This is a genomic window from Cedecea sp. FDAARGOS_727, from assembly GCF_012273235.1.
GTDB lineage: Bacteria > Pseudomonadota > Gammaproteobacteria > Enterobacterales > Enterobacteriaceae > Cedecea > Cedecea davisae.
In genome coordinates this window covers 4362069-4385576 of the sequence record NZ_CP050966.1, presented here as the reverse complement: position 1 = coordinate 4385576, position 23508 = coordinate 4362069, and the positions used below count along the sequence as shown (strand labels likewise).

23 protein-coding genes are annotated in these 23508 nt (G+C 57.1%); 7 read left to right on the top strand and 16 right to left on the bottom strand.

Features of this window, described 5'->3' with window-relative positions:
- Positions 1-63: 63 nt before the first annotated feature.
- The 9 genes from FOC35_RS20555 to FOC35_RS20515 all read right to left on the bottom strand — a co-directional run bounded on the left by FOC35_RS20555 (position 64) and on the right by FOC35_RS20515 (position 8744).
- Complete coding sequence (locus FOC35_RS20555; protein ID WP_371810771.1) at positions 64-1158, bottom strand: alkylhydroperoxidase domain protein; 1095 nt, start codon at positions 1156-1158, stop codon at positions 64-66.
- A complete protein-coding gene (locus FOC35_RS20550) occupies positions 1152-2201 on the bottom strand; it encodes a putative FMN-dependent luciferase-like monooxygenase (RefSeq protein ID WP_172570036.1) in 1050 nt (349 codons plus the stop codon). The genes FOC35_RS20555 and FOC35_RS20550 overlap by 7 nt, the downstream gene beginning before the upstream one ends.
- On the bottom strand, positions 2198-3817 hold the full coding sequence (locus FOC35_RS20545; protein WP_172570035.1) for an ABC transporter ATP-binding protein: 1620 nt from the start codon (positions 3815-3817) through the stop codon (positions 2198-2200). Before FOC35_RS20545 ends, FOC35_RS20550 begins: the two co-directional genes overlap by 4 nt.
- A complete protein-coding gene (locus FOC35_RS20540; RefSeq protein WP_172570034.1) occupies positions 3814-4674 on the bottom strand; it encodes an ABC transporter permease in 861 nt (286 codons plus the stop codon). The genes FOC35_RS20545 and FOC35_RS20540 overlap by 4 nt, the downstream gene beginning before the upstream one ends.
- On the bottom strand, positions 4671-5615 hold the full coding sequence (locus tag FOC35_RS20535; RefSeq protein WP_016536358.1) for an ABC transporter permease: 945 nt from the start codon (positions 5613-5615) through the stop codon (positions 4671-4673). The genes FOC35_RS20540 and FOC35_RS20535 overlap by 4 nt, the downstream gene beginning before the upstream one ends.
- A gap of 11 nt (positions 5616-5626) precedes the next feature.
- Positions 5627-7252, bottom strand: a complete 1626-nt coding sequence (locus tag FOC35_RS20530; RefSeq protein WP_172570033.1) for a TIGR04028 family ABC transporter substrate-binding protein — start codon at positions 7250-7252, stop codon at positions 5627-5629.
- A 117-nt stretch (positions 7253-7369) separates the two neighbouring features.
- Entirely contained in the window at positions 7370-7609 is a 240-nt protein-coding gene (locus FOC35_RS20525; protein WP_172570032.1) for a DUF2554 family protein, read from the bottom strand.
- A gap of 152 nt (positions 7610-7761) precedes the next feature.
- Positions 7762-8085 carry an AzlD domain-containing protein gene (locus FOC35_RS20520; RefSeq protein WP_172570031.1) on the bottom strand — a complete coding sequence of 108 codons (324 nt, stop codon included), beginning with the start codon at positions 8083-8085 and terminating at the stop codon, positions 7762-7764.
- A complete protein-coding gene (locus tag FOC35_RS20515) occupies positions 8085-8744 on the bottom strand; it encodes an AzlC family ABC transporter permease (protein WP_172570420.1) in 660 nt (219 codons plus the stop codon). The genes FOC35_RS20520 and FOC35_RS20515 overlap by 1 nt, the downstream gene beginning before the upstream one ends.
- Positions 8745-8849: 105 nt before the next feature.
- On the opposite strand from FOC35_RS20515, the gene FOC35_RS20510 reads away from it, so the two are divergent.
- Positions 8850-9398, top strand: coding sequence for a helix-turn-helix domain-containing protein (locus tag FOC35_RS20510; protein WP_016536363.1), 549 nt, complete (start codon positions 8850-8852; stop codon positions 9396-9398).
- Between the two features lie 39 nt (positions 9399-9437).
- Here FOC35_RS20510 and FOC35_RS20505 read toward each other — a convergent pair whose 3' ends face one another.
- Positions 9438-9767 (bottom strand): SMR family transporter, encoded by a 330-nt coding sequence (locus FOC35_RS20505; RefSeq protein ID WP_172570030.1) that lies wholly within the window; start codon positions 9765-9767, stop codon positions 9438-9440.
- Positions 9768-10094: 327 nt separating this feature from the next.
- On the opposite strand from FOC35_RS20505, the gene nrfB reads away from it, so the two are divergent.
- The 3 genes from nrfB to FOC35_RS20490 are packed head-to-tail and all read left to right on the top strand — an operon-like array spanning position 10095 to position 15612.
- Positions 10095-12320 (top strand): cyclic di-3',5'-guanylate-activated glycosyltransferase NrfB, encoded by a 2226-nt coding sequence (gene nrfB, locus FOC35_RS20500; protein WP_172570029.1) that lies wholly within the window; start codon positions 10095-10097, stop codon positions 12318-12320.
- Complete coding sequence (locus FOC35_RS20495) at positions 12317-14698, top strand: tetratricopeptide repeat protein (protein ID WP_172570028.1); 2382 nt, start codon at positions 12317-12319, stop codon at positions 14696-14698. Before nrfB ends, FOC35_RS20495 begins: the two co-directional genes overlap by 4 nt.
- Positions 14698-15612 carry a DUF4434 domain-containing protein gene (locus FOC35_RS20490; RefSeq protein WP_172570027.1) on the top strand — a complete coding sequence of 305 codons (915 nt, stop codon included), beginning with the start codon at positions 14698-14700 and terminating at the stop codon, positions 15610-15612. Before FOC35_RS20495 ends, FOC35_RS20490 begins: the two co-directional genes overlap by 1 nt.
- Before the next feature lie 112 nt (positions 15613-15724).
- On the opposite strand, the gene FOC35_RS20485 is transcribed toward FOC35_RS20490, so the two are convergent.
- The 3 genes from FOC35_RS20485 to FOC35_RS20475 are packed head-to-tail and all read right to left on the bottom strand — an operon-like array spanning position 15725 to position 18257.
- Positions 15725-15847, bottom strand: a complete 123-nt coding sequence (locus tag FOC35_RS20485) for a DUF2474 domain-containing protein (protein ID WP_016536368.1) — start codon at positions 15845-15847, stop codon at positions 15725-15727.
- A complete protein-coding gene (cydB, locus tag FOC35_RS20480; RefSeq protein ID WP_172570026.1) occupies positions 15847-16860 on the bottom strand; it encodes a cytochrome d ubiquinol oxidase subunit II in 1014 nt (337 codons plus the stop codon). The genes FOC35_RS20485 and cydB overlap by 1 nt, the downstream gene beginning before the upstream one ends.
- The gene (locus FOC35_RS20475; protein ID WP_172570025.1) at positions 16860-18257 is read right to left on the bottom strand and encodes a cytochrome ubiquinol oxidase subunit I; all 1398 of its coding nucleotides are present in this window, start codon (positions 18255-18257) and stop codon (positions 16860-16862) included. The genes cydB and FOC35_RS20475 overlap by 1 nt, the downstream gene beginning before the upstream one ends.
- A gap of 321 nt (positions 18258-18578) precedes the next feature.
- Between FOC35_RS20475 and FOC35_RS20470 the strand changes: the two genes are divergently transcribed.
- The 3 genes from FOC35_RS20470 to FOC35_RS20460 are packed head-to-tail and all read left to right on the top strand — an operon-like array spanning position 18579 to position 20854.
- Entirely contained in the window at positions 18579-19784 is a 1206-nt protein-coding gene (locus FOC35_RS20470) for an MFS transporter (RefSeq protein ID WP_172570024.1), read from the top strand.
- Entirely contained in the window at positions 19781-20050 is a 270-nt protein-coding gene (locus FOC35_RS20465; protein WP_016536373.1) for a metal-sensing transcriptional repressor, read from the top strand. The genes FOC35_RS20470 and FOC35_RS20465 overlap by 4 nt, the downstream gene beginning before the upstream one ends.
- A gap of 21 nt (positions 20051-20071) precedes the next feature.
- On the top strand, positions 20072-20854 hold the full coding sequence (locus FOC35_RS20460) for a chitosanase (protein WP_172570023.1): 783 nt from the start codon (positions 20072-20074) through the stop codon (positions 20852-20854).
- A 48-nt stretch (positions 20855-20902) separates the two neighbouring features.
- Here FOC35_RS20460 and FOC35_RS20455 read toward each other — a convergent pair whose 3' ends face one another.
- The 3 genes from FOC35_RS20455 to FOC35_RS20445 are packed head-to-tail and all read right to left on the bottom strand — an operon-like array spanning position 20903 to position 23457.
- Positions 20903-21664, bottom strand: a complete 762-nt coding sequence (locus tag FOC35_RS20455; RefSeq protein WP_172570022.1) for an inositol monophosphatase — start codon at positions 21662-21664, stop codon at positions 20903-20905.
- Between the two features lie 9 nt (positions 21665-21673).
- Positions 21674-22681, bottom strand: coding sequence for a LacI family DNA-binding transcriptional regulator (locus tag FOC35_RS20450; protein WP_172570419.1), 1008 nt, complete (start codon positions 22679-22681; stop codon positions 21674-21676).
- A 5-nt stretch (positions 22682-22686) separates the two neighbouring features.
- Positions 22687-23457 carry an MBL fold metallo-hydrolase gene (locus FOC35_RS20445; protein ID WP_172570021.1) on the bottom strand — a complete coding sequence of 257 codons (771 nt, stop codon included), beginning with the start codon at positions 23455-23457 and terminating at the stop codon, positions 22687-22689.
- Positions 23458-23508: the final 51 nt, after the last annotated feature.

Genomic DNA, 23508 nt, shown 5'->3' with positions numbered 1-23508 from the left:
GGCAGCGGCTTGAGGGATATATTCCTTGCCCCCCGCGAAGAGGGCAAGGGGGGTATTTATCGATCAGTTAAACGGTTCCCCGAGGGTCAGCATCAGCCGGTTTGCCCAGGCAAAGAATGCGGTTGACTGCACCAGATCAAGCAGTTCCAGCTCGCTAAGACCCTGCTCTCTGAGGGCGTTTATTTGCTGTGCGCTGGCGCTTGCCGGGGTGGCAGAAAGCGCGGCTGAAAAGTTAATTTCCGCCTGCCAGCGTGGAGACTGCCCGTCGCTAAGCGTATTGCCGGGTGCAATAGCCAGCAGGCGCTCAACCGATTCGTTGTGTTTAGAAAGCTGGCTGGCTTTACGGGCGTGTACCGACGCGCAATAGATGCAGCCGTTAACCTTGCTGGCAACGGTCGCAGCTAATTCACGCTCGGCGCGCGGCAGGCCGCCGGGCGTATAGAAAATGCCTTTATCGGTTAGTGTTCGCTGTTCCAGCACCGGCAGGTTGCGCCCCAGAAGTCGGAAGTAGTCGGAGTCCTGGTGGCCGAAGCGCTTCAGGGTTTCCTGCTGTTCAGGTGTAAACTCCGCGTAAGTTTTTGCGGCAATCCACGGTTCCCAGCCAAGCTCGGCCTGGGTGAAGGCCTGTGGTGCCGATTTGCCAGTGTGGGACTGCGGCTGGCGGTGCCACTCTCCCGCGCCCGGAATGCGGACCTGCTCGCCGTTAACCGGCCGTCGCCCAATCAGGCGCAGGCCGCGCAGCAGGCGGGTCTGGAAGGCTACAAAGCCGATGATTTGTGACAGTGTCACTATTTCTTCTTCGCTAAACCCCGCTTCACTCAGGGCCTGAACGTCGTTCGGGGTGGCCTGCACCGGCTGGAAGCTGAGCCGTTCTGCGTGATCCAGAGCCTGTTCAAAGCGTTCGCTTGCGGCTTTTCCCGCCAGGCGTTCGGCGTAGTGTTCTGCCAGCTGCGCGTCGTCATGCCATTCGGCTACGCGCCGGGCGAGATGCAGGCGTTCGGCCAGGGTCAGACCGCTGGCGCTGAGTTCGCCAAACAGCGCGTCATAGCTGCCCTGGGCATGTGCCGTTGCGGCTTCGCGAGTTTTGCGTGCCTCCGCCAGCGCGGAGCCGGGGGTAATGTCTGCCAACCGTTCGAGTAAATCCTGATGACTCATAATGATTCCTTAGCCAGTGTCGAAGATGTAGTGCCGGGGCGAGCGCCGCTGCGCACCCAGCCAAGCGCAGGGGCAACGTGCTCCGCCAGCAGTTCGATGGATCGTAAAATGTAGGAGTGGGGCGGATCGATGGAGTGAACCTGGAACGAAAGATCGGTCACGCGTTGCAATGTGCTGTCCCGCTGTAGTGACTCGATGACCTGCTGCGGCGTGCCGAGGTGGACATCAAATGCGGCGATGTGGTGGTCCAGCGTGTCACCGGGAACCGGGTGACCCTGTACGTGGTGCTGCTCGGCCTGCTGGCGAAGTCCTCTGGCCGCAAGTTGGCGAGCCAGTTGACCGTCGTCGGTAACAAACCCGGTGCGTGAACCCAGAATCCTGGGCTCCACGCCGTCGGGTAAGGCATCCAGATAAGCATCTATTATCGGGTTTTGAATCGCGTCCAGCGGCGTGTCGAGCGCGTCCGGGCTTCGGGGCTGGGTGCGCGATAACATCAGTCCGTCACCGGCTTTACCCGCTCTTGCACCGCCGTCCACCGAGAATGTTGCCTGCCAGATACGGCTTTTCAGCAGCGGAGACGACGGGTAGAGATGATTATCCGTTCCGCTGAGCGGCTCATCGTTAAGCGCCGAGCGCAGCAGCGCCAGGTTTTCGGCATAAATTTTACCGCGTTCGCTGCTTTGCAGGCCAAATGCAGGAAATGACCCCGGTGTTCCGCCGGAGCCTACGCCCAGTTCAAGGCGGCCACTGCTCAAAAGATCGATCACCACGGCATCTTCCGCAACGCGCAGCGCCGATTCCATCGGCAGGGTGATTATTCCGGTGCCAAGACGAATACGGCGGGTATGGGCGGCAACATGGCTGAGGAAAACCAGCGGAGCGGGCAGGCCACCTTCCGCTTCATGAAAGTGGTGCTGTGCCACCCATGCGGCATCAAAACCGTGCCATTCAGCGTGAATAATTTGCTCGGTTGCCAGCCGGTAGCGCTCGGCGGCAGGGGCATGGTCGAGCAGGCGGGTGAAGAAACCCAGGCGTTTAATCGTCATGCTACGTCCTTATGAATGAGGCCGGTATCGGGAATGGCGTTGAGCAACTGCCAGGTGTAATCGCTGGCAGGGGCGTTGAACACGTCGGCTATCGGGCCGTTGTCCACCAGTTGACCCGCGCGAAGCACCGAAACGCTGTGCGCAAGCTGACGTACGGTCGCCAGATCGTGAGAGATAAACAGGTAGCTAAGCCCTAGCTGCTGTTGCAGGTCGTCCAGCAGGCGCAGGATTTGTGCCTGCACCGTGACGTCAAGCGCGGAGGTGGCTTCATCCAGCACCAGAATCTGAGGTTCCAGGATCAGCGCGCGAGCGATAGCAACACGTTGGCGCTGCCCGCCGGAAAGCTCGCGCGGCCTGCGGGTTAAAACCTCCAGCGGGAGGGCTACCCGTTCGGTCATAGCTTCGACCCGGCTGTGGCGCTCCGCTTTTGAATACTTGCCAAAGTTGAGCAGCGGCTCTTCAATAATGCGAAACAGCGTCTGGCTCGGATCGAGAGAGGCGAAGGGGTTCTGGTACACCAGTTGAATCTTCTGGCGTAGCTGCCGCCGGGCTTCAGGGCTGAGAGCGGTGGTGTCGATACCGTCTATCAACACTTTGCCGGAGTCCGGTTTTTGGAAGCCCAGCAGAATGCGTGCCAGGGTCGATTTACCCGAGCCGGACTCGCCCACCAGGGCGTGGGTTGTTCCCCGGGCAACGGTAAATGACACGTCATCCAGCGCACGTAACGTTTGGTCGCTGCTTTTGCCCAGTGAGAAATTCTGGCTGAGATTGCGGATCTCGATAGCCGCCGTCTGTGGCGCACGTAGCGGCCACGGGCGCAAAGTGCGGGACAGGCCCGGCGCGTCGGCAAACAGCTGTCGCGTATAAGGATTTTGGGGGCGCTGTACCACGTCGGCAGTCAACCCTGACTCCTGGATCCTGCCGTCACGGAAGACCAGAATGCGGTCAGATCTCTGGGCGGCAAGCGCTAAATCGTGAGTGACAAACAGCACGGCGGTGCCGGATTCACGGCGCAGGTTATCCAGCAGGTCCAGGATGCGTTTTTGTACCGTTACGTCCAGGGCGCTGGTCGGCTCGTCGGCAATAATTAGCGCGGGCTTAAGTGCGATAGCCATGGCGATTAAAACCCGCTGTTTCATACCGCCGGAAAGCTGGTGCGGGTACTGGCCAGCACGCTGCGCCGGGTGGCTAAGGCCGACTTTTTCCAGCAGGGCAACAACCTGCTCGTCACGCTGCGTTTTTGGTATGCGGGTATGGAGCTTCAGCACCTCGGCAACCTGCTGCCCGATAGTTTTGACCGGGTTTAACGAACTGCCCGGGTCCTGCGGGATAAGGCTAATGCTGGCGCCGCGCAGGGCGTCGAGCTGGCGTTCAGACCAGCGGCTAATTGGTTCGCCGTTAAGGCGAATTTCCCCGGACTCGATGACGCCGTTTTCACCAAGCAGGCCGATAATCGACTGGGCGAGCGTGGTCTTTCCCGATCCGGATTCGCCGACTATCGCCAGCACTTCACCGGCGTTCAGGCTGAACGAGGCATTGTGAACCACGCGCTTGTTTCCCCCGCGTTGGCGCCAGGCGATGCTCAAATTTTCAATCTTTAACAGCGGCGTACTCATGCAACTCTCCCGGCAAAATAATGGCTTAAACGGTTAACGGCCAGCACCACGGCAACCACGACGATGCCGGGGAAGGTTGAGAGCCACCAGGCGGTTGCCAGATAGTTACGGCCTTCGGCTATCAGCAGGCCCCATTCCGGCGTAGGCGGCGGCGTGCCGTAGCCGAGAAAGCTCAGGGTAGAGAGCGCGAGAATGGCGCTGCCAAATTGCAGCGCGGCAAAGGCGAATACCGAAGTGAGAGCGTTCGGCAGAATATGGCGCCAGAGCACCTGCCAGAAGGTTCCGCCGCTGCCCACCGCCGCTTCTACATAGTCGCTGTGCCGCACGCGAACCACTTCGGCCCGCGCCAGACGCGTGAAATTGGCGATAGAGGTAATACCCACGGCAATGGCCGCGTTGACGGTGCCGAAGCCGAGCAGGATTATCACGCTCAGGGAAAGCAGCAGGCCAGGGATAGCCAGCAGGACGTCAACGCCGCGCATTAAAGCGCTTTCGGTTTTGCCTCCTGTTGCCCCGGCCAGCACCCCAAGTGCGGTGCCGACAACCAGCCCAAGCGCCACGGCCACCAGCGCACCTGAAAGCGAATGAGAAGCTCCCCAGACAATTCTGGCGTAAAGGTCACGGCCAAGCTGATCTGTCCCGAGCCAGTGTCCGGCCTGGGGCGCAAGCCGCTGCGCCCCGGCAACGCCTTCGGTCGGGCTCCAGGCGGTAAATAGCGAAGGAAACAGCGCCCAAAGCGCGACGACAATCACCGTCAGCCAGGCAAGCCAAAGGCCGGGCTGGAAGTCAGTTTTAAAGCCGGAAAGCCGACGTAAAGAGCGGCGGGGCAGCGGAGTATTAATATCAACGGTAGTCATGCGGTAGCCCCCCGAACGGACTGAAGACGCGGATCGAGTAGCGGATAAATCAGATCCACCAGCAGGTTAATCACCACAAAGCTGAGGGCGGAAATCATCACTACCGCCTGCAAAACGGCAACATCCTGGTTGTTCACCGCCCGCTGGGTAAGCTGCCCCAGGCCGTTGAGGCCAAATACGGTTTCGGTGATAAGCGCCCCGGCGATAAGTTCGCCCAGCAGCAGCCCGGCAACCGTCAGCACCGGCAGAATCGCATTGCGGGCAACGTGCCGCCACAGCACTCCTGCGCGGCTGCCGCCTTTTGCTCTGGCAACGGAAACATAGGGCTGAGTCAGCACCTGGTCGATATTACGCATCAGCAATTGAGCCAGCGGGGCGCTAATCGGCACGGCGAGGGTGGCAACGGGTAAAATCAATCCCTGCCAGAAGCCGGGGTTGATAACCGGAATCAGCCGCCACTGGAAGGAAAAAAGCTGAATAAGCGCGATGCCGAGCCAAAAAGTCGGCACCGCGACAAACAGCGCCGGAAGATTAGCAAACAGGGTGCGTAGCCAGCGTAAAGGGGCGAGGGTTGAAGCGGCAGAAATAGCCACCGCCAGCACGATGGCAGCGGCAAAACCCAGCCCCGCCAGCCGTAAAGTCGAAGGCAGATTAGCGGCGATCAGCTGGCTGACCGAAACTCCGGCCTCCACCGAGTAGCCGAACTCGCCGCGCAGCATATTGCCGAGCGTGGTCAGGTATTGCTGCCAGATTGGGGTGCTTTCCCCGTAGACCACGCGCATTTCCTGAATTTGCGCCGCGCTCAGGCCCAGGTCAGGGTTCTGGAATTTAATCAAAATGGCGTCGCCCGGCAGCAGCTGGAGCAGAATGAACGACACGCTATAGGCCGCCCAAAGTACCAGCACCGCCTGAGCAAAACGCCCGGTCAGATAACGTGTCATCGTCGCTCCCCTTAGTGTTTCTCAAGCCATGCGGCATAAAATGAAGGTCGTCCCACGGCTTCAAAGGCCACGCCTTTCAGCCACGGCGCACCGGCAAAGACCTGCGGCTCTTCGAAAATTGGAATCACATACGCCTGGTCGATAAGGTAGCGTTGAGCGTCACCGGCAAGCTGGAGGCGCTTCTGCGAGTCGACTTCGGACGAGATGCCCACCAGCAGGGCGTTCAGCTTGTCGTCACTAAACTGAGATGTGGCGCTAAGGCCGCCTTTTTGCAGCAGGGCATCGCGATTTGCCGGGTGGAACTGGCTCTTGATAACGTCCGGGTCGGCGCGGCCAACTTCAATCACGTTTACCGCCGTTTTCTGTGGATTATTGGTGTCCAGCACGCGGCTGCCTGCGTCACCGGCGCGCACGCTCAGGCCGACGCCAATCTGCTTCCACTGCTGGGCTACCAGTTGCAGCACTTCTTTGTTTTGCGGTTGCGGCAGAGATTCATAGATAGTGAACGACAGCGGCTTGCCGTCTTTCTCGCGTATTCCGTTGGCCGCCTTTTTCCAGCCCGCTTCGTCCAGCAGCTTGTTAGAAAGCTCCGGGTCATATTTCAACTTGTCGCGCAGGTCAACGTAGCCCGCCGCAGAACTGGCGATAACCGAGGTTGCCACCGGGTAGTTAGCCGAAAACAGCGTATCGACCACTTGTTGGGTATTGGTGCCGTGCAGCAGCGCCTGGCGCACTTTTACGTCGGCAACCAGCGCGTTGTCAGGGCGCAGGGCTATGCCGTCGTTGACGCCGCGAGTCGGTGCCGCATAGATCGGGAATTTTTGCTCAGTAGCCTGCTTTTCGTCATAGGCCTGTACCTGGCGAATAAAGTCCGCCTGGCCCGCCAGCAGCGCGCCGATGCGCACGCTATCTTCAGGCGTGACCAGAATTTTAATGCCGTCGAGGTTAGCCGGGCCTTGCTGCGGGCTGTTCTTTGGCCCCCACTGATAATCTTTGCGGGCCACTAAATCGACTTCACGCCCCAGCGTTTCGTTTTGCACCACAAACGGGCCGGAGCCGATGATATTGCGGGCGTCGCCCAGCTCGTCGAAATTTCGCCCCAGGGTCTTGAGTGATACCAGGCCGGAACCGATGGTGGCCGTGCCCTGCAGGAAACCAGGCGACGGTTTTTTAAAGAAAAACTTAACGGTCAGCGGGTCGACAACTTCGCTATGGTCGTAGTTATTAATGACTTCGGAAACCGGCAGGCGCAGGGCTTTGTTGCCCAGCCCGTAAGTGTCGAAGTTTTTGGCTACCGCGTTGGCATCCAGCGGTGTGCCGTCCGAGAACGTCACGCCGGGGCGCAGTTTAAAAGTGTATTCGGTTTTGTCGGCATTGCTGGTCCAGGACTCGGCAATCCACGGCTCCACTTCGAGGGTTTTCGGGTTCTGCCAGGTTAACTTGTCGGTTATCTGGTTCAGAATGCCGCCGTTCGGGTAGAAGCCCCCGGCTGGCGGATAAAGGTTGGTGTGTGCCTGTTGCTCAAGGTAAACCAATTCCCCGCCTTTTACCGGGGCGGCGCTGGCGTGGAAAGCGGCAAAAGTTGCTGCTAATGCCAGTCCGCGGGCAAGCGCGGTCCGGCGAGGCGATGATGGCATGGTGTTATCCTTTATTGTCTGATTGTTAGCGGCGCTGGCGCGCCTTGAAACTCATAACAACTCAGGCAATAAAGGATGAGAACGAAGAAAAACTGCTAACGATTGTCAGAAATTCACTTAACGCAAATAGCTGGCTGGACGTCTGTGCGTCACCTCATGGTGGTGTTCGCGGAAATCATCGGCAGAATCCTCTGCCGCCTGGCGCAGTTCATCGCTGTCGGCCTGGTGACTCAGTTGGATATCCACATCTTTCACTACGAAGTATTCATGCCCCTGGTGCTCTGCCATAGTCTGGCCGGAGAACAGAGCGGTAACAATTAATAACAGGATTGTGTTGAGTCGGTGTTTTTTGGCCATCGTGCTTCTCCTCGGCGAAACGAAGCCACTTTAGCGATAATGCCACCGCGAAACTATTCGACTTTTCAAAAGTGCGTTAAAGGTTTGTCAGCAAGGTAAAAACCGGCAAGGAACCGGTTTTGTTGTGGTCTGGTTAAGGCGAAGTGTGCAGCTTAGTGGATCCCGGCCAGTCGCAGAAGCGCGGTAACCAGCGCGGCGGCAAGAATAACAAAGATAAGCGGCACTTTACGCCAGGCCAGGAATACGGCGACGGCCACGCCCGCAAAACGTGCGTATCCGGCAAAGTGGGAGCCTTCGAAGAAGGTTGTCGCCAGCGCAACCGAGAACAGCAGGGTGGTTGCCGCGTCGTTAAGCAGCTTTTGCGAGCGGTCAGAAAGCGCCATTCTGCCGCCAAGTTTTGCCCCGCTAAAGCGCATCAGCCACGTACCGGCCGAAAGTACCGCCAGCCCGGCAATAATCGTCAGGGTATTGTCCATTATTTTTTCCTCGTCAGCAGGCCAAGCATCGAAAGCAGTACCGGAAGGCCGACCGGCGCAAACGGCGTAGCCGCCAGCGAAATCGCCGCTCCCGTTGAAGCGCGAACCAGAGTGGTGCGGCTTTTAAACGCCGGGATCACCAGCGCCAGCAGAATAGCCGGGAATACGGCATCAAGGCCGATAACTTCAGGAGAAGGAAGCAGGCTGCCTACGCCCGCGCCGAGCAGGGTTCCCGCCGGCCAGAACAGCGCCACGCCGGTACCGCATAGCCAGTAGGCGGCTTTACGTTTTTCCGGTGAGGATTGGGAAAGTCCGAAAACAACGCTCTCGTCATTCATAATATGGCAGCCGACGGCGCTTAACAGGCGGGTGCCAACCAGTTCGCGCACCGCTACGCCGAAGGGAATATGGCGGGCGTTAACCAGCAGACCGGCCATGGCTGCCGCAAAAGGGTTGCCGCCGCTGGCGATAATACCGATAAACATAAATTCAGAAGCCCCGGCCAGCACTACAAAAGAGGCCAAAACCGGCAGCCAGAGCGGGAAGCCATAGGCCATTGCCAGCGAGCCGTAAGAGACACCGACCACGCCCACGGCAAGGCAGACAAGGAAAATCGCCTTTTTGGTGTCGCCCGGCAGAGCGGCAAGATGTTTGCGCATCATCTAATGTTTTCCATATCGAACGAATTTTTCATTATAATGACCGCAATCTGATGCTATATCAAGCGAACGAATCGTTCATTTTACCGAACAGCGGGTGATGCCATGACGCAGCCGATAGACACTATAGCCCTGAGCCTGGTCCGGGAGAGAAACCGCGCCGGGCTGTCGCTGGCGGAAGTTGCCCGCCGCGCCGGAATTGCAAAATCCACGCTCTCTCAGCTTGAGGCCGGGAACGGTAATCCTAGCCTGGAAACGCTGTGGGCGCTTTGCGTTGCGCTGAATATTCCTTTTGCTACGCTGCTGGAGCCACAAAGTGCCAGAACGCAGATTATACGGCGAGGGGAAGGGAGCCGGGTTTCTTCGGAGCACGCTAATTATGAGGCAATATTGCTCGCTACCTGCCCGCCAGGCGCGCGGCGGGATATCTATTTACTGGAAGCGCAGCCCGGCACGCCAAGGCTTTCAGAACCTCATTCGCCCGGATCGGTCGAGCATATTATTGTGACTCAGGGAAGGGCGCTAATTGGCCTGGTGGATGCCCCGCAAGAATTAGGCGTTGGAGATTACATTTGTTACCCGGCTGACCAGCCGCATATATTTAATGCGCTGGAGCCGGATACCATGGCAATTATGATTGCCGAGCAAAATTAAAAACGGGTAGCTTTTTGTTTTCCCCGCAACCGGGCATTATTAATGGGCGACGGATTTGGAAAACAGATTAATCACCAGCACGCCAAGAATAATCAGCGCCATCCCTGCAATAGCAGGCCAGTCGAGCTTCTGATCGAGGAAAAACCAACCAATCAGGCCGATAAGCACAATTCCCGCGCCGGACCAGATAGCGTAAATTATGCCGGTAGGAATAGTGCGCATAGTAATAGAGAGCGCGTAGAATGCCACGCTGTAAAACAAAATGGTCACCACGCTGGGCCACAGGCGGCTGAAGCCGTCGGAGAGTTTTAATGCGGTGGTGGCAATCACTTCGGCAACGATTGCGAGAATAAGCCAGCTGTAGGTCATGTCTTGTTTCCAACGAGAGAGGGCAATTGCGGAGCGCCATTTTGCCTGGCGGACGGCGGTTGCGGAAGCCCCCTGAAGGTAAAAAAGAGTGATTATCACCTGGTTTATGAATCAACTGCCTTTATTGTTAATTGCAGATTATCTGACTGGTTTGAATGTTAATTTGGAGTTGTTCTTTAATTAAAGTCATAAATTATTTAGTATATTATCCTTTGTAACATTATGTAATTCAATTATGATACCGGTAACATTGAGATGCGGTCAGGCACGTTTAGCCCGCCTCTGGTGGACGGAGTCGTTAACGGTAATTAACCTCTGGGGTGAGGCATGGATTGGTTAGTAGATTATTTCTCTACTTATCTGTACGGGCTGAAAGTGATAGCGATTGGGCTGGCTATCCTGATGCTTATCAGCGGCATCGACGATCTTTTTATTGATATTGTGTTCTGGGTTCGCCGCGCATGGCGTGCCTGTACGGTTTATCGTCGGCATAATCATTTAGGCCATAAACAGCTTTATGAGCCGCAGGAAAAACCGCTGGCGATTATGGTGCCCGCGTGGAATGAAACCGGCGTAATCGGCAATATGGCAAGCCTTGCGGCCAGTACGCTTGATTATGAGAACTACCATATTTTTGTGGGGACCTATCCTAACGATCCGGATACCCAGCGCGACGTTGACGAAGTTTGCGCTCGTTTCCCTAACGTGCACAAAGTGGTCTGCGCTCGTCCGGGGCCGACCAGTAAAGCCGACTGCCTGAATAACATTCTTGATGCGATTTTGCAGTTTGAGCGTAACGCTCGCTTCTCCTTCTCAGGCTTTATTCTCCACGACGCAGAAGACGTTATCTCGCCTCTGGAATTAAGACTGTTCAACTATTTGGTTGACCGTAAAGACCTGATTCAGATCCCTGTTTACCCGTTTGAGCGCAGCTGGACCCACTTTACTAGCCTCAGCTATCTGGATGAGTTTTCAGAGCTGCACGGGAAAGACGTCCCGGTGCGTGAGGCGCTGGCGGGCCAGGTGCCAAGCGCCGGGGTCGGCACGTGTTTCAGCCGCCGTGCCGTGCTGGCGCTGCTTGCGGACGGTGACGGCATCGCGTTTGACGTGCAGAGTTTGACGGAAGACTACGATATCGGCTTCCGCCTGCGTCAAAAAGGCATGGAAGAAATCTTCTGCCGCTTCCCGGTGGTGGACGATAGGGACAAATCGTCCAGACCGTTCGGTCAGCGTAAACGCACCTCTAAAGTTATCTGCGTGCGCGAGTACTTCCCGGATACCTACACCACGGCGGTACGCCAGAAGTCCCGCTGGATTATCGGCATCGTTTTCCAGGGGTTTAAAACGCACCGCTGGAGCAGCAGCTGGGTGCTGAACTACTTCCTGTGGCGTGACCGTAAAGGCGCTATCGCTAACTTCCTTAGCTTTGCCGCGATGCTGGTGATGTTACAGCTGGTTGCGCTGCTTATCTATCAGCGCAGCGTGGAAGGAGCCTGGCAGTTCTTGTCGATTTTCGTCGGCGGGGCGTGGCTCAGCACGCTGCTGTGGATCAACTTCTTCCTGATGGCGAACCGAATTTTACAGCGCATTATCTTCGTTACCGGCTATTACGGAATATGGCAGGGGCTGATGTCTATTCCGCGCCTATTCTGGGGCAACCTGATCAACTTTATGGCTAACTGGCGTGCGATTCGTCAGGTTATCCAGCACGGTGACCCGCGCCGCGTGGCCTGGGATAAAACCACCCACGACTTCCCGACCGTCAACACCCGTAACCGCGCTCTGCGCCCGCTGGGTGAGATCCTGATAGCCAACGGGGTTATCACCGAGGAACAACTGACGGAAGCGCTGCAAACCCGAACGCCAGGCCTGAAGCTTGGCGGTAGTCTGGTGAACAGCGGCATGATCACCTCCGTGCAGCTGGCCGAAGCGCTTGCCGAGCAGGCGAGCGTGCCGATGGAAATTATCGACAGCCGTCGCTTAGATGAAGCGTTAATTAAAAGGGTTCCGGCAAGCGTGGCGCTGCATTACGCGGTTCTGCCGCTGCGTGAAGTGCAAGGCACGCTTATCTTTGCCAGCGAAAGCGCCATCGACCCGGTTTCCCTCGCGGCGCTGGGGCGCAAAGTTCAGCGCCCGGTAAGCTATGTCATCGTTCCACGCGGTGAGGTTGTCGTAGGGCTGCGATATTGGTACAGCCAGCAGAAAAACGATCCTTCCGTTCTGCTTAACAAAGCCGTTGAGGCAGGAATGCTTAGCCAGCAGCAGGCCGCTGAAATCTGGCAGGAGTATGTCTCAAGGCAAATACTGTTTGCCGAAGTGCTGATAACTGAAAGTCACCTCGATGAGGCGGTGCTTAAAGCCGTGTTACTACGCTATGAGCGCAGCCCGATGCTGTTTGGCGAATTCCTGGTTCAGGAAGGGGTAATCAGTCAGCAGGTTGTTGACCACGCGCTGGAGCAGCAGAAAAAACTACAGCCTTCTTTAACCGCATTGATGCATAAAGCCGGACTGAGCAGCCTGCAGCTGTCCAGCCTTGCCGGGGAGGGAGCATGAAGCTTCGCCTGAAACCTTTGGCCGCGCTGGCGTGCGGCCTGTTAATTGCCGGGCAAAGCCTGGCGGCAACCGAAGGCTCAAAAGAAGATCTTGGGCTGAGCGACTATCGCTATTTTAAAGTTTACCCGCACATTGAGCGCGCGCAAAAAGCCCTTAAAGCCAACGATGAGCAGCGCGCCATCAGCAGCTTCCGTCACGCCCACGAGCTTGCGCCGGACAGCGTTCGCCTGACGCTATGGCTGGCGGAAACGTATCGCCACTTTGACCATGATGATAAAGCGAGAGAACTGCTCAAAGAACAGCTGCGCAAAACGCCTGATAATAAGCAGGTGCGTCTCGCGCTTAACGCTATTCCCCGGGAAGTTAAAAATATCACCACCCGGGATCAACTGCTGGCGCTGAGCGCGGAATGTAACGCCGAGCCTTACGCTGAATGCCGGTCTGAAGTAGGCAACTATGCCCTGAAGCTGGGCGAGCTTGAAGTGGCTTTCGCCCAGATAAACGATACTGCGTTTCGCACGTCACCGGCGGGCCATGAGCTTATCAATGGCCTGATCCAGCGTGCGATTTACCTGCAAAACTGGCAGATGGCCGATCGTGGTTTCGCTCTTCAGGACCGTTCAGCAACGCTCACAGAAGAGCAATATCAGCAATGGTTCGCTATTCTGCTGCACCTTGGGCGTGACCGCCGTATTCTCGACCTTCAGCAGCAGGGCGTGATGAACTCGCCCGGTATGCAGCTTGCCTATGCCCGCTCTCTTGCCGAGCGCAAAAAATTCCCAGAGCTGGAAAGCTATCTGGCCAGCCATAAGCCCGAGCTGGCCACCGAAAGCGAGAAGCATAACTGGCGCTATTTGATGGTGACCTGGGGCGGTATGAAAGAGCCTGCTCCGGTGCTGCCGGTGTATAAACCTAAGCCGCTTACCGCCGTCGAAATGCGCATGGCTCAGGCGCGCGTGCTCAAAGATCAGTGCGATAAAGTCATTTCGATTCTGGGCGATATGTCGCCTCAGTATGACGCCCAAAGCTGGTCTCATCTGGCGCAGTGCTACCAGCAGACCGCGCCGGGAATGGCGCTGTATGCTGCCCAGCAGGCAAGCTCGCGGGACAACAATCCTTATTATGCCCGCCAGGTTTCTTACCTTGCATTTGCGGTAGAAGATTATGAACTGGCTCAAAGCAGTATGCGCAGCGTGCCCGCTAAAGAGTTGAGCGACGAAGATGTCACCGCCGCAGCACGCAGCGCGTGGCTGGCAAAAGACACCGTGGCGCAGGAATACTGGCAGCAGGTTGCCTGGCAGCGCGGAATGCCCGAGCAGAACTTTGAAACTCCGCCGGCACAAGATGCCGCGACTCGCGGGTTCGCCTCGTTTAAAGCGGACGATATGCCCGGCGCACGCAGTGAGTTAGAAAAAGCGCTCGTCACCATGCCGGACTCCCCGGAAATCATGCGTCAAATGGTTTACATCAATCAGCGCCTGGACGACGGAGTGCAAACGCGCAGCTACAGCGAACGCGTAGTCGACGATATCGATAACACGGTAACGCCGTCTAAGGGGCTGAGCGACGAGCAGCAGAAAGACCGCTTCGCCTTCCGCCGCGTGCATGAAGATAGCCAGCGCGGCTGGACGTTCTCCTTTGATAGCTCGCTGGGCCTGACCACCGCATCCAAAAACGTGGCCGGTGCCGACTCTTCCGGCCCACGCAACCGAAGCAGCCGCAGCTATGGCCAGCTCGAGGCGGAATACCGCATCGGCCAGAACAAAATTCTGGAAGGCGATACGCTTTCGGTCTACAGCCGCGTGTTTGGCGGCAGCGGCGAGCATACCAATATCGCACCGATTTACATGCCTGCGCTGGGGCTGGGCGTGCGCTGGAAGCCGCTGCGTGAGCAGGTCATTTATCTGGCAGTAGAGCAGCAGTTGCCGCTCGACAAAGCCACGACCGAAGCCGACGTAATGGTTCGCGCCAGCGCCTCGTTCCTGAACGGCGGCACCCACAGCGATGACTGGCACCCGCTTGGTAAAGGCTGGTTTGCGCAAAATATCTATCTGGATGCCGCGCACTATGTGAAAGGTGATAACCAGCTGTATACCGCTGATTACCGTCAAAGCTGGCATCAGAAGGTTTCCGGCAGGCAAACGCTCGAACCGTACTGGCATGTGCAGTACAACAACCAGACGAAACATTCACGCAGCAGCGATACTAAACTTGCCGGGGTTGGCGTTCGCTTTAATACCTGGTTTGGCGAAACGCATTACGATGCATTCCCTCACAAGGCAAGTGTAGGTCTGGAATACCAGCGGGTGATCGACGGTCATAACCGCGATGTTGATTCCAAAAATAGTCTGTTCCTCACAATCGGAGTGCGCTGGTAATGAAATTTACTCCTGCATTAACGCTGGCGGCCGCGCTACTTTGCCCGACATACGCTCTTGCCATCAACGCGGTGATGTACCAGCCGCAGCTGCGCGATATGTCGATGACCGACCAGCAGTGGAAAAATATCCTCGGGCAGCTGAAACAGCAGGGCATCGACACCCTGGTGTTCCAGTGGAGCCGCTATGGCGACGCCTTTAACGGCGGAGAGCCGCAGCACTGGCTCGAAAACAAAGCGATGCTGGTGAAAGACAGCGGGCTGAAGCTGGTGATGGGCCTGGCGGCGGACGATAAATTCTTTGAGCGCCAGAATCAGCCGCTTTCCGCGCTGGAAAATTACTTTAACGGCCTGCGCGCGCGTGATGCTGAGGTGGCCGCTCGCTGGAAGCTGGTGCTCGGGGAAGAAAATATCGCCGGGTGGTACATCAGCAGCGAACTTGATGACCGCCGCTGGCGTAGCCCGGAAATGCAGCAGGCTGCTCTTGCCTGGCTCACGAAGACCCACGAATCTCTGGCGGCGGTGGCGGATAAGCCGATTGCCGTCAGCAGCTTCTTTGCCGGAAATATGTCGCCGGACGGTTACCAGAAATGGGTCACAAACCTGAGCCATAGCGGGGTTAAAGTCTGGGTGCAGGACGGGGCAGGAACCGGCGTCATGACGCCTCAGGCACGGGAGCTGTATTTACAAACTAACAGCGGCGGGCAGGTGGTTGAACTGTTCCGTCAGGATAAAAATGCCGCCGGGTTTAGCGCTACGCCGCTCGACTCGTCTGAACAGCGCCGTTTGCTGGAGACTCGCCCTCCGGCGGGGAAAGACAGGGTGTACTTCTCGCTGCGCTATATGGGCGCCGCTGCCGGAATATTACAATATCGCAATTCTCCGCCGGTAAATATTGACGCAGAGAAAAAGTAAAATGATTAACGGCCCTTTATTCAATGAAAAAAGGGCCGTTAATTTTATTTTTTGAAGACTTCGATATTCACGCTTTTATGATTCGATCCGCTTCGTTTATACCCGTGAATAGCTATGACTTAAATCCGGCTGCGTTCATCAATAAACGAAACCCCATTCCTACGGCGGCCAGCGCTAATACGCTGGCGCTCCATAAAATCACCATCCACATCACTCTTTTGGCCGTCTGTTTCATCAGTGATATCCCTCTCCGGGCTGCACTTTGCCGCGAAACACGTAGTAGCTCCAGAAGGTGTAAACCAGGATTATCGGGATAATAAACAGCGCGCCAACCAGCATGAAGCCCTGGCTCTGCGGCGGCGCGGCCGCGTCCCACAGCGTGATGCCCGGCGGGATGATATTAGGCCAGATGCTGATGCCGAGGCCGCTAAAACCGAGGAAGACAAGCCCCAGAGTCAGTACAAACGGCGTTGAGTGCAGGCTTTGATGCGAGCGAACGCTGCGCCACAGCCACAGGCTGCACAACACAACCAGCAGCGGAACCGGCAGCAAGAACAGCAGGTTTGGCATGCTGAACCAGCGTATCGCAATGGCCGGGTGGCGCAGCGGCGTCCAGATGCTTATCGCGGCAATCACCGCCAGCAGACCCGGCAGCAGGCCGGAGGTAAGGATGCGCATTTTGTCATGCAAAGCGCCTTCACTTTTCATCACAAGCCAGGTTGCGCCAAGGAGGGCATAAGCGATGGTCAGCCCCACGCCGCAGAACAAGTTGAAAGGGGTAAGCCAGTCGAGTTGGCTCCCGGCAAACTGGCGGCCGCTAACGTCAAAGCCGGAAATCACCGCGCCAACCACAATCCCCTGGCAAAAAGTCGCCAGAATAGAGCCGCCCAGAAAGGCTTGATCCCAGAACGGGCGGTGAGCGGGCGTTGCCTTAAAGCGAAACTCAAACGCCACGCCGCGGAAAATCAGACCCACCAGCATCAGCGTTAGCGGAATAGTCAGCGCATCTATGATGACGGCATAAGCCAGAGGGAATGCCCCGAACAGCGCCGCGCCGCCGAGTACCAGCCAGGTTTCGTTCCCGTCCCATACCGGCGCAACGCTGTTGACCATCACGTCACGATCTTCTCCGCTGCGGATGAAGGGGAAAAGAATGCCAATGCCCAGGTCAAAGCCATCCATCACGATATACATCAGGGTGGCAAAGACGATGATAACGAACCAGATAACGGATAAATCGATGCCCATTAGCGCTGCTCCTCAAGAGATTCTGTCACCGCAGAAAGCGGGCGTGCCGGAGTGCCGGTGGCCGGTGAGTCGCCGTCAAATGGCTGTGGCCCTTTTCTGATAAGCCGGATCATGTAGCTATACCCGATGCCGAACACCGACATATAAACCACGAAGAAGGCGGCGAGACTGATGCTCATTTGCAGCGTTCCGTGGGCGGAGACGGCATCTTTAGTGCGCAGCAGGCCGTAAACGACCCACGGCTGGCGGCCAACTTCGGTAGTGACCCATCCGGCGAGAATGGCAATCAGCCCAGAAGGCCCCATCCACAGCGCAAAATGCAGGAACGGGCGGCTGGTATACAGGCGCTGGCGATAACGCAGCCACAGGCTGGCAACGCCGAGTGCGATCATCAGCATGCCCAGCCCGGCCATAATGCGAAACGACCAGAAAACAATCGGCGAGTTAGGCCGGTCTTCCTTTGGAAACTCCTTCAACGCCGGAACCTGTTTGTCCAGGCTGTGGGTCAGGATCAGGCTGCCAAGGGCAGGGATTTCGAGGCCGTAGCGCGTGCGCTCCTGTTCCATATCCGGCAGCCCAAACAGCAGCAGGGGCGTAGGTTCGCCGGGAATGTTTTCCCAGTGTCCTTCAATGGCGGCTATTTTTGCCGGTTGATGCTTGAGAGTATTCAGGCCGTGCATATCGCCGATCATCGCCTGAAGCGGGGCGACAATGACTGCCATCCACAGCGCCATTGAAAACATCGTGCGGATTGCCGGGCTGTTATTACCGCACAGCAGGTGCCATGCGGCAGAGGCGCCAACAAAAAAGGCGCTGCTGAGGAACGCGGCCACCGACATGTGCAGCAGGCGGTAAGGGAAGGAGGGGTTAAACACCACCGCCAGCCACTCTACCGGCACCACCTGCCCGTTGTGGATCTCGAAGCCCTGTGGCGTTTGCATCCAGCTGTTAGACGCGAGGATCCAGAAGGTCGAGATAATGGTGCCGAGCGCCACCATACAGGTGGCGAAGAAGTGCAGGCCGGGGCCAACGCGGTTCCAGCCGAACAGCATTACGCCGAGGAAACCCGCCTCGAGGAAGAAGGCGGTGAGAACTTCGTAGGTCAGCAGGGGGCCGGTAATACTGCCCGCAAACTGCGAGAACCCGCTCCAGTTGGTGCCAAATTGATAAGCCATCACCAGCCCGGAGACCACGCCCATACCAAAGTTAACGGCAAAAATTTTTGACCAGAACTGGTACAGCGAGCGGTACACCGGATTTTTAGACCTCAGCCACAGCCCCTCCAGCACCGCGAGGTAGCTGGCAAGACCGATGGTGATAGCCGGGAAAATAATGTGGAAGGAGACAGTAAAAGCAAACTGGATCCTCGCGAGGTGGAAAGCGTCTAAACCGAACATGCAGAACTCCGCATAGCAAATTATTCGGCTCGATTGTAGGCTTCGTCTCTTACGGGTTGTAGAAACAGAGAGGCGGGATAAAGGTATAACAGTTTGCGAATAGCACGTTTTCTTAAGGCCCTGTTATAGATTGGCCGGTGCGTCATGGTTTGCTTCCCACACCGCTATCAAAGGCACAATTTTTAACTTCATTTCTCTCAATTGCTTACCATGTTTTATATCCCCCCACCCAGGATATTGATTGTCATTTTTACTGCGTCTCCCTATGCTCTCTGCATCCCCCGCGGGGGATGTTTGATCTCATGTTTTCGGGGGTGTTATATGTTAGCTATTCTTGCCAACCGTACTTACAGACATCTGTTTATGGCGCAGGTTATCGCGCTTATCGGCACCGGTCTTGCAACCGTGGCGCTTGGGCTACTGGCTTACGATATGGCCGGAGACAGAGCGGGGGCCGTGCTGGGAACCGCGCTGGCTATTAAAATGAGCGCTTATATTCTGATCGCTCCTTTTGCGACGGCTCTTGCTGAACGATTCCCCCGGCGCAGTATGCTGGTGGCGCTGGATCTGGTGCGGGCTCTGGCCGCTCTCGCGTTACCGTTCGTCAGCCAGGTTTGGGAAATCTATATTCTGATTTTTGTTCTTCAGTCCGCATCCGCGGCGTTCACGCCGACGTTTCAGGCCACAATCCCCGATATTCTGCCGCAGGAGCGGGATTATACCAGGGCACTTTCACTTTCCCGCCTGGCCTACGATCTTGAGAGTGTGATAAGCCCGGTCCTGGCCGCCGCGCTGTTAACGATGATGAGCTTTCATAATTTGTTTGCCGGAACCGCGCTGGGGTTTATGGCCTCTGCCGCTCTTGTGGTTTCATCCAGCCTGCCAAAAGCGCGTTCCGCCGTCGCGCCGCGTAGTTTTTATGACAAAGCGACCAGCGGGATACGCATTTTTCTCGCTACGCCGCGTCTAAGGGGATTGCTGGCGCTTAATATGGCGGTCGCCGCCGCCAGTTCGATGGTTATTGTTAATACCGTGGTGCTGGTACAGGCGGGGTTCGGCCTGCCGCAAAGCTCGACCGCCGCCGCGTTGGCGCTGTTTGGCCTCGGTTCGATGCTGGCCGCGATACTCCTGCCCAGGCTGTTGGATTCCATGAGCGATCGCCTGCCGATGCTGGCAGGAACGCTGCTGCTGGTTGTGGGGCTGGTGGCAGGAATATTTATCCATAATTACCGGATGCTGCTCGCACTTTGGCTACTGCTTGGGGTAGGTTATTCCCTGGCTCAAACGCCGGTCGGCAGGCTGCTCAAACGTTCGTCCTCCGCAGAGGACAGGCCGGCCTTATTTGCGGCTCAGTTTGCGCTTTCACACTCATGCTGGTTGCTAACTTATCCGTTGGCCGGTTGGGTTGGCGCGGCTTTTAGCGTTAAGGCGGCATTCGCCCTGATGGCGACGATTGCGGCGGTATCGCTGGCCGCCGCCATTGCTATCTGGCCCCAGGAACATAAAACACAAGAGGCTAATCAATGACGATTCATAGCTCACACCCGGATATTATTAAGCGGCTGAAGCGGGCGGCCGGGCATCTGAAAAGCACCATTCAGATGCTGGAGGATGAAAAACCTTGTCTGGACATTACCCAGCAGCTTCAGGCGGTCGAGAAGGCAATAACCAACGCCAAGCGCACGCTTATTCACGATCATCTGGATCACTGCCTGAAAGATGCGCTTAACGGCGAACATCACCCTGCGGACGAGACGCTTAGCGAATTCAAAGAAATTGCCAAATACCTGTAGTTAATTAGCCGGGAGAGGCTTATGTGTCCGCGTATTTATGGGTTTGCAGTGCTGCTGGGGATCTCGCTCTCGGGTGTCGCTGGCGCTGAGGATTTGCTTTCTCCGGCAAAACGAGAGATTGCGATGCAGTTAGTTTCGAGCGCCGAAAACTCATCGCTGGACTGGCGCAAGCAGTATGCTTATATCGAGGATATTGACGACGGGCGCGGCTATACCGCCGGGCTTATCGGCTTTACTTCTGCCAACGGCGATATGCTCGACGCGGTTGAGCGCTATACCTCCTTTGCGCCGTCAAACCGGCTCGCGGAGTATTTACCCGCGTTGCGCAAGCTGGCGGAAAATAATGACGACTCGCACGAAGGGCTTGAACCCGACTTTATCCAAAACTGGAAGGAGGCGGCGAGGGATGAAAAGTTCCGGGCGGCGCAGGACCGCATTCTTGACGAGCAGTACCTGGCACCGGCGGTGAAGCAGGCGAAGGCTGACGGTCTGGGGATTCTCGGCCAGTTTATCTATTATGATGCGCTGGTTATGCACGGCCCCGGCAACCAGCGTGAAGCTTTTGGCGGGATACGTTCTGCGGCCTTGCGCAGCACTATGCCCCCCGCAGAGGGGGGGAATGAAAAAGGCTGGCTGAGCGCGTTTCTCAACGAGCGAGTCAAAATTATGCGCGAAGAGAAGGCGCATGAAGAGACTTCGAGGGTCAATCTTGAGCAGCGCCGATTCCTGGAGGAAAGCAACTACAGCCTGTCGCCTCCGCTGCGCTGGCGAACCAATGATGAAGATTTTGTTATCGAACGTTGAGAGAACTCAGCCCGCATAACGTTGCGGGCCGGGAACAGGGGAAAATACTCAGGCTTCCAGCAAAGCCGACAGCCGTTCCTGAACGCTATTGCAGCCCGCCAGCACAAGGTTACCGCGCAGTAGTCCGTCATTGGCGAGAAACGCATTGCTGGTTCCGCCCGCCTCGGTAATCAGCAGCAGCCCGGCCAGCGCGTCCCAGCTGTTCATGTGCTCTTCGTAGTAGGCGTGGACCTGACCCGCGGCAACGTGAGCCAGCATCAATGCGCCCGCGCCGAAGCGGCGGTATTCCATACCGTCATTGAGCAAGTCTTCAATAGTGCGTGCGTAGAGCGGCACCGGCGCGCGGCTGGAGCGGCCAAGGCCTATAACCACGCTTTCCGGCACGGGGTCGTACAGTTTCAGCCGTTTGCCATTGAGCCAGGAGCCTGCGCCCTGGCGAGCGAAAAAAAATTCATCGCGATCCGGGGCATAGATAATGCCCAGCTCAATTGTATTCTGGCGAACATAGGCCAGAGAAACGCACCAGTAGTCCATGCCGAGAATGAAATTGGTTGTGCCGTCAACCGGGTCGAGCACCCATACGCCGCGCTCGCCTTCGGCCAGGCCGCTCTCTTCCCCGAGGAAACCGTCTTCGGGGCAATGCTGCTGTAGCCAGCTTTTAATCTGTTGCTCAACTAAAACATCCGCCTGCGAGACAAAGTCCTGGCGCCCCTTGGTTTCTACCTGCAATCCCTTGTCGCGCAGCGCCTGGGCATGGGCGCCTGCCTGACGTATTAACTCGCATAGTTCCTGCTGCTGCTGTTCGGTCATGTTCTGCTCTTATGTGGTGGGTAGCGACGTGTGTCGATGGATTAAGTCAACCTTCACCCAGCTGGTGCGCGAAGGCTGTAACGGATCGCGGGCTCTTTCCAGCAGGTGCATCAGCGCCAGGCGGCAAATCTCGGCCACATCCTGATTAAGCGTAGTAAGTCGATAACCGTATTGCGCCGTTTGCGGCGTGTTGTCAAAACCAATCAACTGGAAGTCCTGAGGTGCATCTTTACCCTGCTGGCGCATGCCGTCGAGAAAACCGCAGGCGAGCTGGGCGTTAGCGCAAAAAATCCCCTCCGGCGGCGGTTCAATTGCGGCGGCTGCCTGCATGCCTCCGTCATAACCTTCCAGCGGGGCAAGCAGCGTGACCAGGTTCCGCGCGGTATCGACGCCAAGTTCGTCCAAGGCCAGCCTGAATGCCTCGCCGCGCATTCTTCCCGCCCAGGTCGAATTGTCGTTGTTCAGCCAGCCAAACCGGCGGCAGCCGCCTCGTACCAGTTGCTCAGCCGCCAGCGCCGCGCCTGACGCGTTGTCGGAGCAGACGTAATCAACGCCGGGAATATCGGGCTGACGGTTGATGCCCACCACCGGAATTTGCTGCTGTACGCACTCGTTGACCAGCGCTTCCGGCGGCTTGCCGGAGGTGACGATAACGCCGGAAACGCGAAACTGGGCGAAATGCCGCAGGGTGTCTGCCAACTCCTGCTCGCTGCGAATTTCGGTTACCAGAGCCTGAAATCCGTGACGCTGAATTTCACCCAGCAGGCCGTCCAACAGGCTGCTGCGGAAAGGATCGTTAATCCGCGATACGATGACGCCTATCAGATGGCTGCGACGACGGTTAAGTCCCTGGGCAAGAAAATTAACCTGATAACCCAGTTCTTTAGCGACCAGTAGCACGCGCTCGCGGGTTGCGGGGGAGATGCTGCCGTTATTGCTAAGCGCACGGGAAACAACGGCACGGGAGACTCCGGCGCGACGAGCCACGTCTTCGGCGGTGACGCTTTGTTTTATCAACGAACTCAAGGCAGATAATCCTCGGTGTAAAAACGCTGCTGGCGGAAGTCATATTGCAGCCCGTCGTGGCTGACGAAAAGCCCGGGGTGAGGGCGGCAGGCCAGCTTCAGCGCCGGTAAAATGGCGTCGTTGCAGTGGTACAGCCCCAGCGCAGGTAACGCCAGGTCGTTAAACAATTTCAGGCAGCAGGGGAAGTCGCCGTGGGAGGCGTCATCGGCTAATTCAGATAGCGAAGCGCACTCCTGAAACGCCAGTTCGGCTCCGGCCATCAGCGCAATGGACTCTGGCGTGGGGCGGCCATCGCCGCTATAAAACAGGCTGTGTTCCCTGATGTCGATGCGTATCGCGAGGTTAGCCATTTCATGGCGGGTATGTGCGGTGCGAATTTGCCAGTGCTGCCAGCTGAACTCCGGCTGGCTGTCTCGCCACTCAATGGCAAAGCAGAGCGATGTTTCCGGCCAGTTAGCCAGAAGCGCCAGTTGCATCAGCACCGCCCTTTGCCCGCGCTGGCTGTAAATAATCAGCGGCTTGTGGCGCGAAAAACTCTTCCAGTGGTTGAGCAGGGCGGTCAGCCCGGTGCAGTGGTCAGGGTGAACGTGGGTAAAAAACAGCACTTCGATGTCATTAATTCCGCCGCCGCGCTGCCACAGCGCCCGGGGAACGGTGGGACCGCAGTCGATAAGCCACTGCCGATTTTCATCATCAATGACCCGTAATGCAGAAGTGTTTTGCCAGCGGGAGAAGGCGCTGCCGCAGCCAATTACGTCGATTTTCATTATCCCTCGCTAAAAATTCTTCGCGGTTAATTAAAGTGTCACAAACACACG

Excerpts from the sequence above, each read along its gene's own strand:
- FOC35_RS20550 (WP_172570036.1), bottom strand. The coding sequence starts at position 2,201 with ATGACGATTAAACGCCTGGGTTTCTTCACCCGCCTGCTCGACCATGCC.
- FOC35_RS20545 (WP_172570035.1), bottom strand. The coding sequence starts at position 3,817 with ATGAGTACGCCGCTGTTAAAGATTGAAAATTTGAGCATCGCCTGGCGC.
- FOC35_RS20540 (WP_172570034.1), bottom strand. The coding sequence starts at position 4,674 with ATGACTACCGTTGATATTAATACTCCGCTGCCCCGCCGCTCTTTACGT.
- FOC35_RS20535 (WP_016536358.1), bottom strand. The coding sequence starts at position 5,615 with ATGACACGTTATCTGACCGGGCGTTTTGCTCAGGCGGTGCTGGTACTT.
- FOC35_RS20530 (WP_172570033.1), bottom strand. The coding sequence starts at position 7,252 with ATGCCATCATCGCCTCGCCGGACCGCGCTTGCCCGCGGACTGGCATTA.
- FOC35_RS20525 (WP_172570032.1), bottom strand. The coding sequence starts at position 7,609 with ATGGCCAAAAAACACCGACTCAACACAATCCTGTTATTAATTGTTACC.
- FOC35_RS20520 (WP_172570031.1), bottom strand. The coding sequence starts at position 8,085 with ATGGACAATACCCTGACGATTATTGCCGGGCTGGCGGTACTTTCGGCC.
- FOC35_RS20515 (WP_172570420.1), bottom strand. The coding sequence starts at position 8,744 with ATGCGCAAACATCTTGCCGCTCTGCCGGGCGACACCAAAAAGGCGATT.
- FOC35_RS20510 (WP_016536363.1), top strand. The coding sequence starts at position 8,850 with ATGACGCAGCCGATAGACACTATAGCCCTGAGCCTGGTCCGGGAGAGA.
- FOC35_RS20505 (WP_172570030.1), bottom strand. The coding sequence starts at position 9,767 with ATGACCTACAGCTGGCTTATTCTCGCAATCGTTGCCGAAGTGATTGCC.
- nrfB (WP_172570029.1), top strand. The coding sequence starts at position 10,095 with ATGGATTGGTTAGTAGATTATTTCTCTACTTATCTGTACGGGCTGAAA.
- FOC35_RS20495 (WP_172570028.1), top strand. The coding sequence starts at position 12,317 with ATGAAGCTTCGCCTGAAACCTTTGGCCGCGCTGGCGTGCGGCCTGTTA.
- FOC35_RS20490 (WP_172570027.1), top strand. The coding sequence starts at position 14,698 with ATGAAATTTACTCCTGCATTAACGCTGGCGGCCGCGCTACTTTGCCCG.
- FOC35_RS20485 (WP_016536368.1), bottom strand. The coding sequence starts at position 15,847 with ATGAAACAGACGGCCAAAAGAGTGATGTGGATGGTGATTTTATGGAGC.
- cydB (WP_172570026.1), bottom strand. The coding sequence starts at position 16,860 with ATGGGCATCGATTTATCCGTTATCTGGTTCGTTATCATCGTCTTTGCC.
- FOC35_RS20475 (WP_172570025.1), bottom strand. The coding sequence starts at position 18,257 with ATGTTCGGTTTAGACGCTTTCCACCTCGCGAGGATCCAGTTTGCTTTT.
- FOC35_RS20470 (WP_172570024.1), top strand. The coding sequence starts at position 18,579 with ATGTTAGCTATTCTTGCCAACCGTACTTACAGACATCTGTTTATGGCG.
- FOC35_RS20465 (WP_016536373.1), top strand. The coding sequence starts at position 19,781 with ATGACGATTCATAGCTCACACCCGGATATTATTAAGCGGCTGAAGCGG.
- FOC35_RS20460 (WP_172570023.1), top strand. The coding sequence starts at position 20,072 with ATGTGTCCGCGTATTTATGGGTTTGCAGTGCTGCTGGGGATCTCGCTC.
- FOC35_RS20455 (WP_172570022.1), bottom strand. The coding sequence starts at position 21,664 with ATGACCGAACAGCAGCAGCAGGAACTATGCGAGTTAATACGTCAGGCA.
- FOC35_RS20445 (WP_172570021.1), bottom strand. The coding sequence starts at position 23,457 with ATGAAAATCGACGTAATTGGCTGCGGCAGCGCCTTCTCCCGCTGGCAA.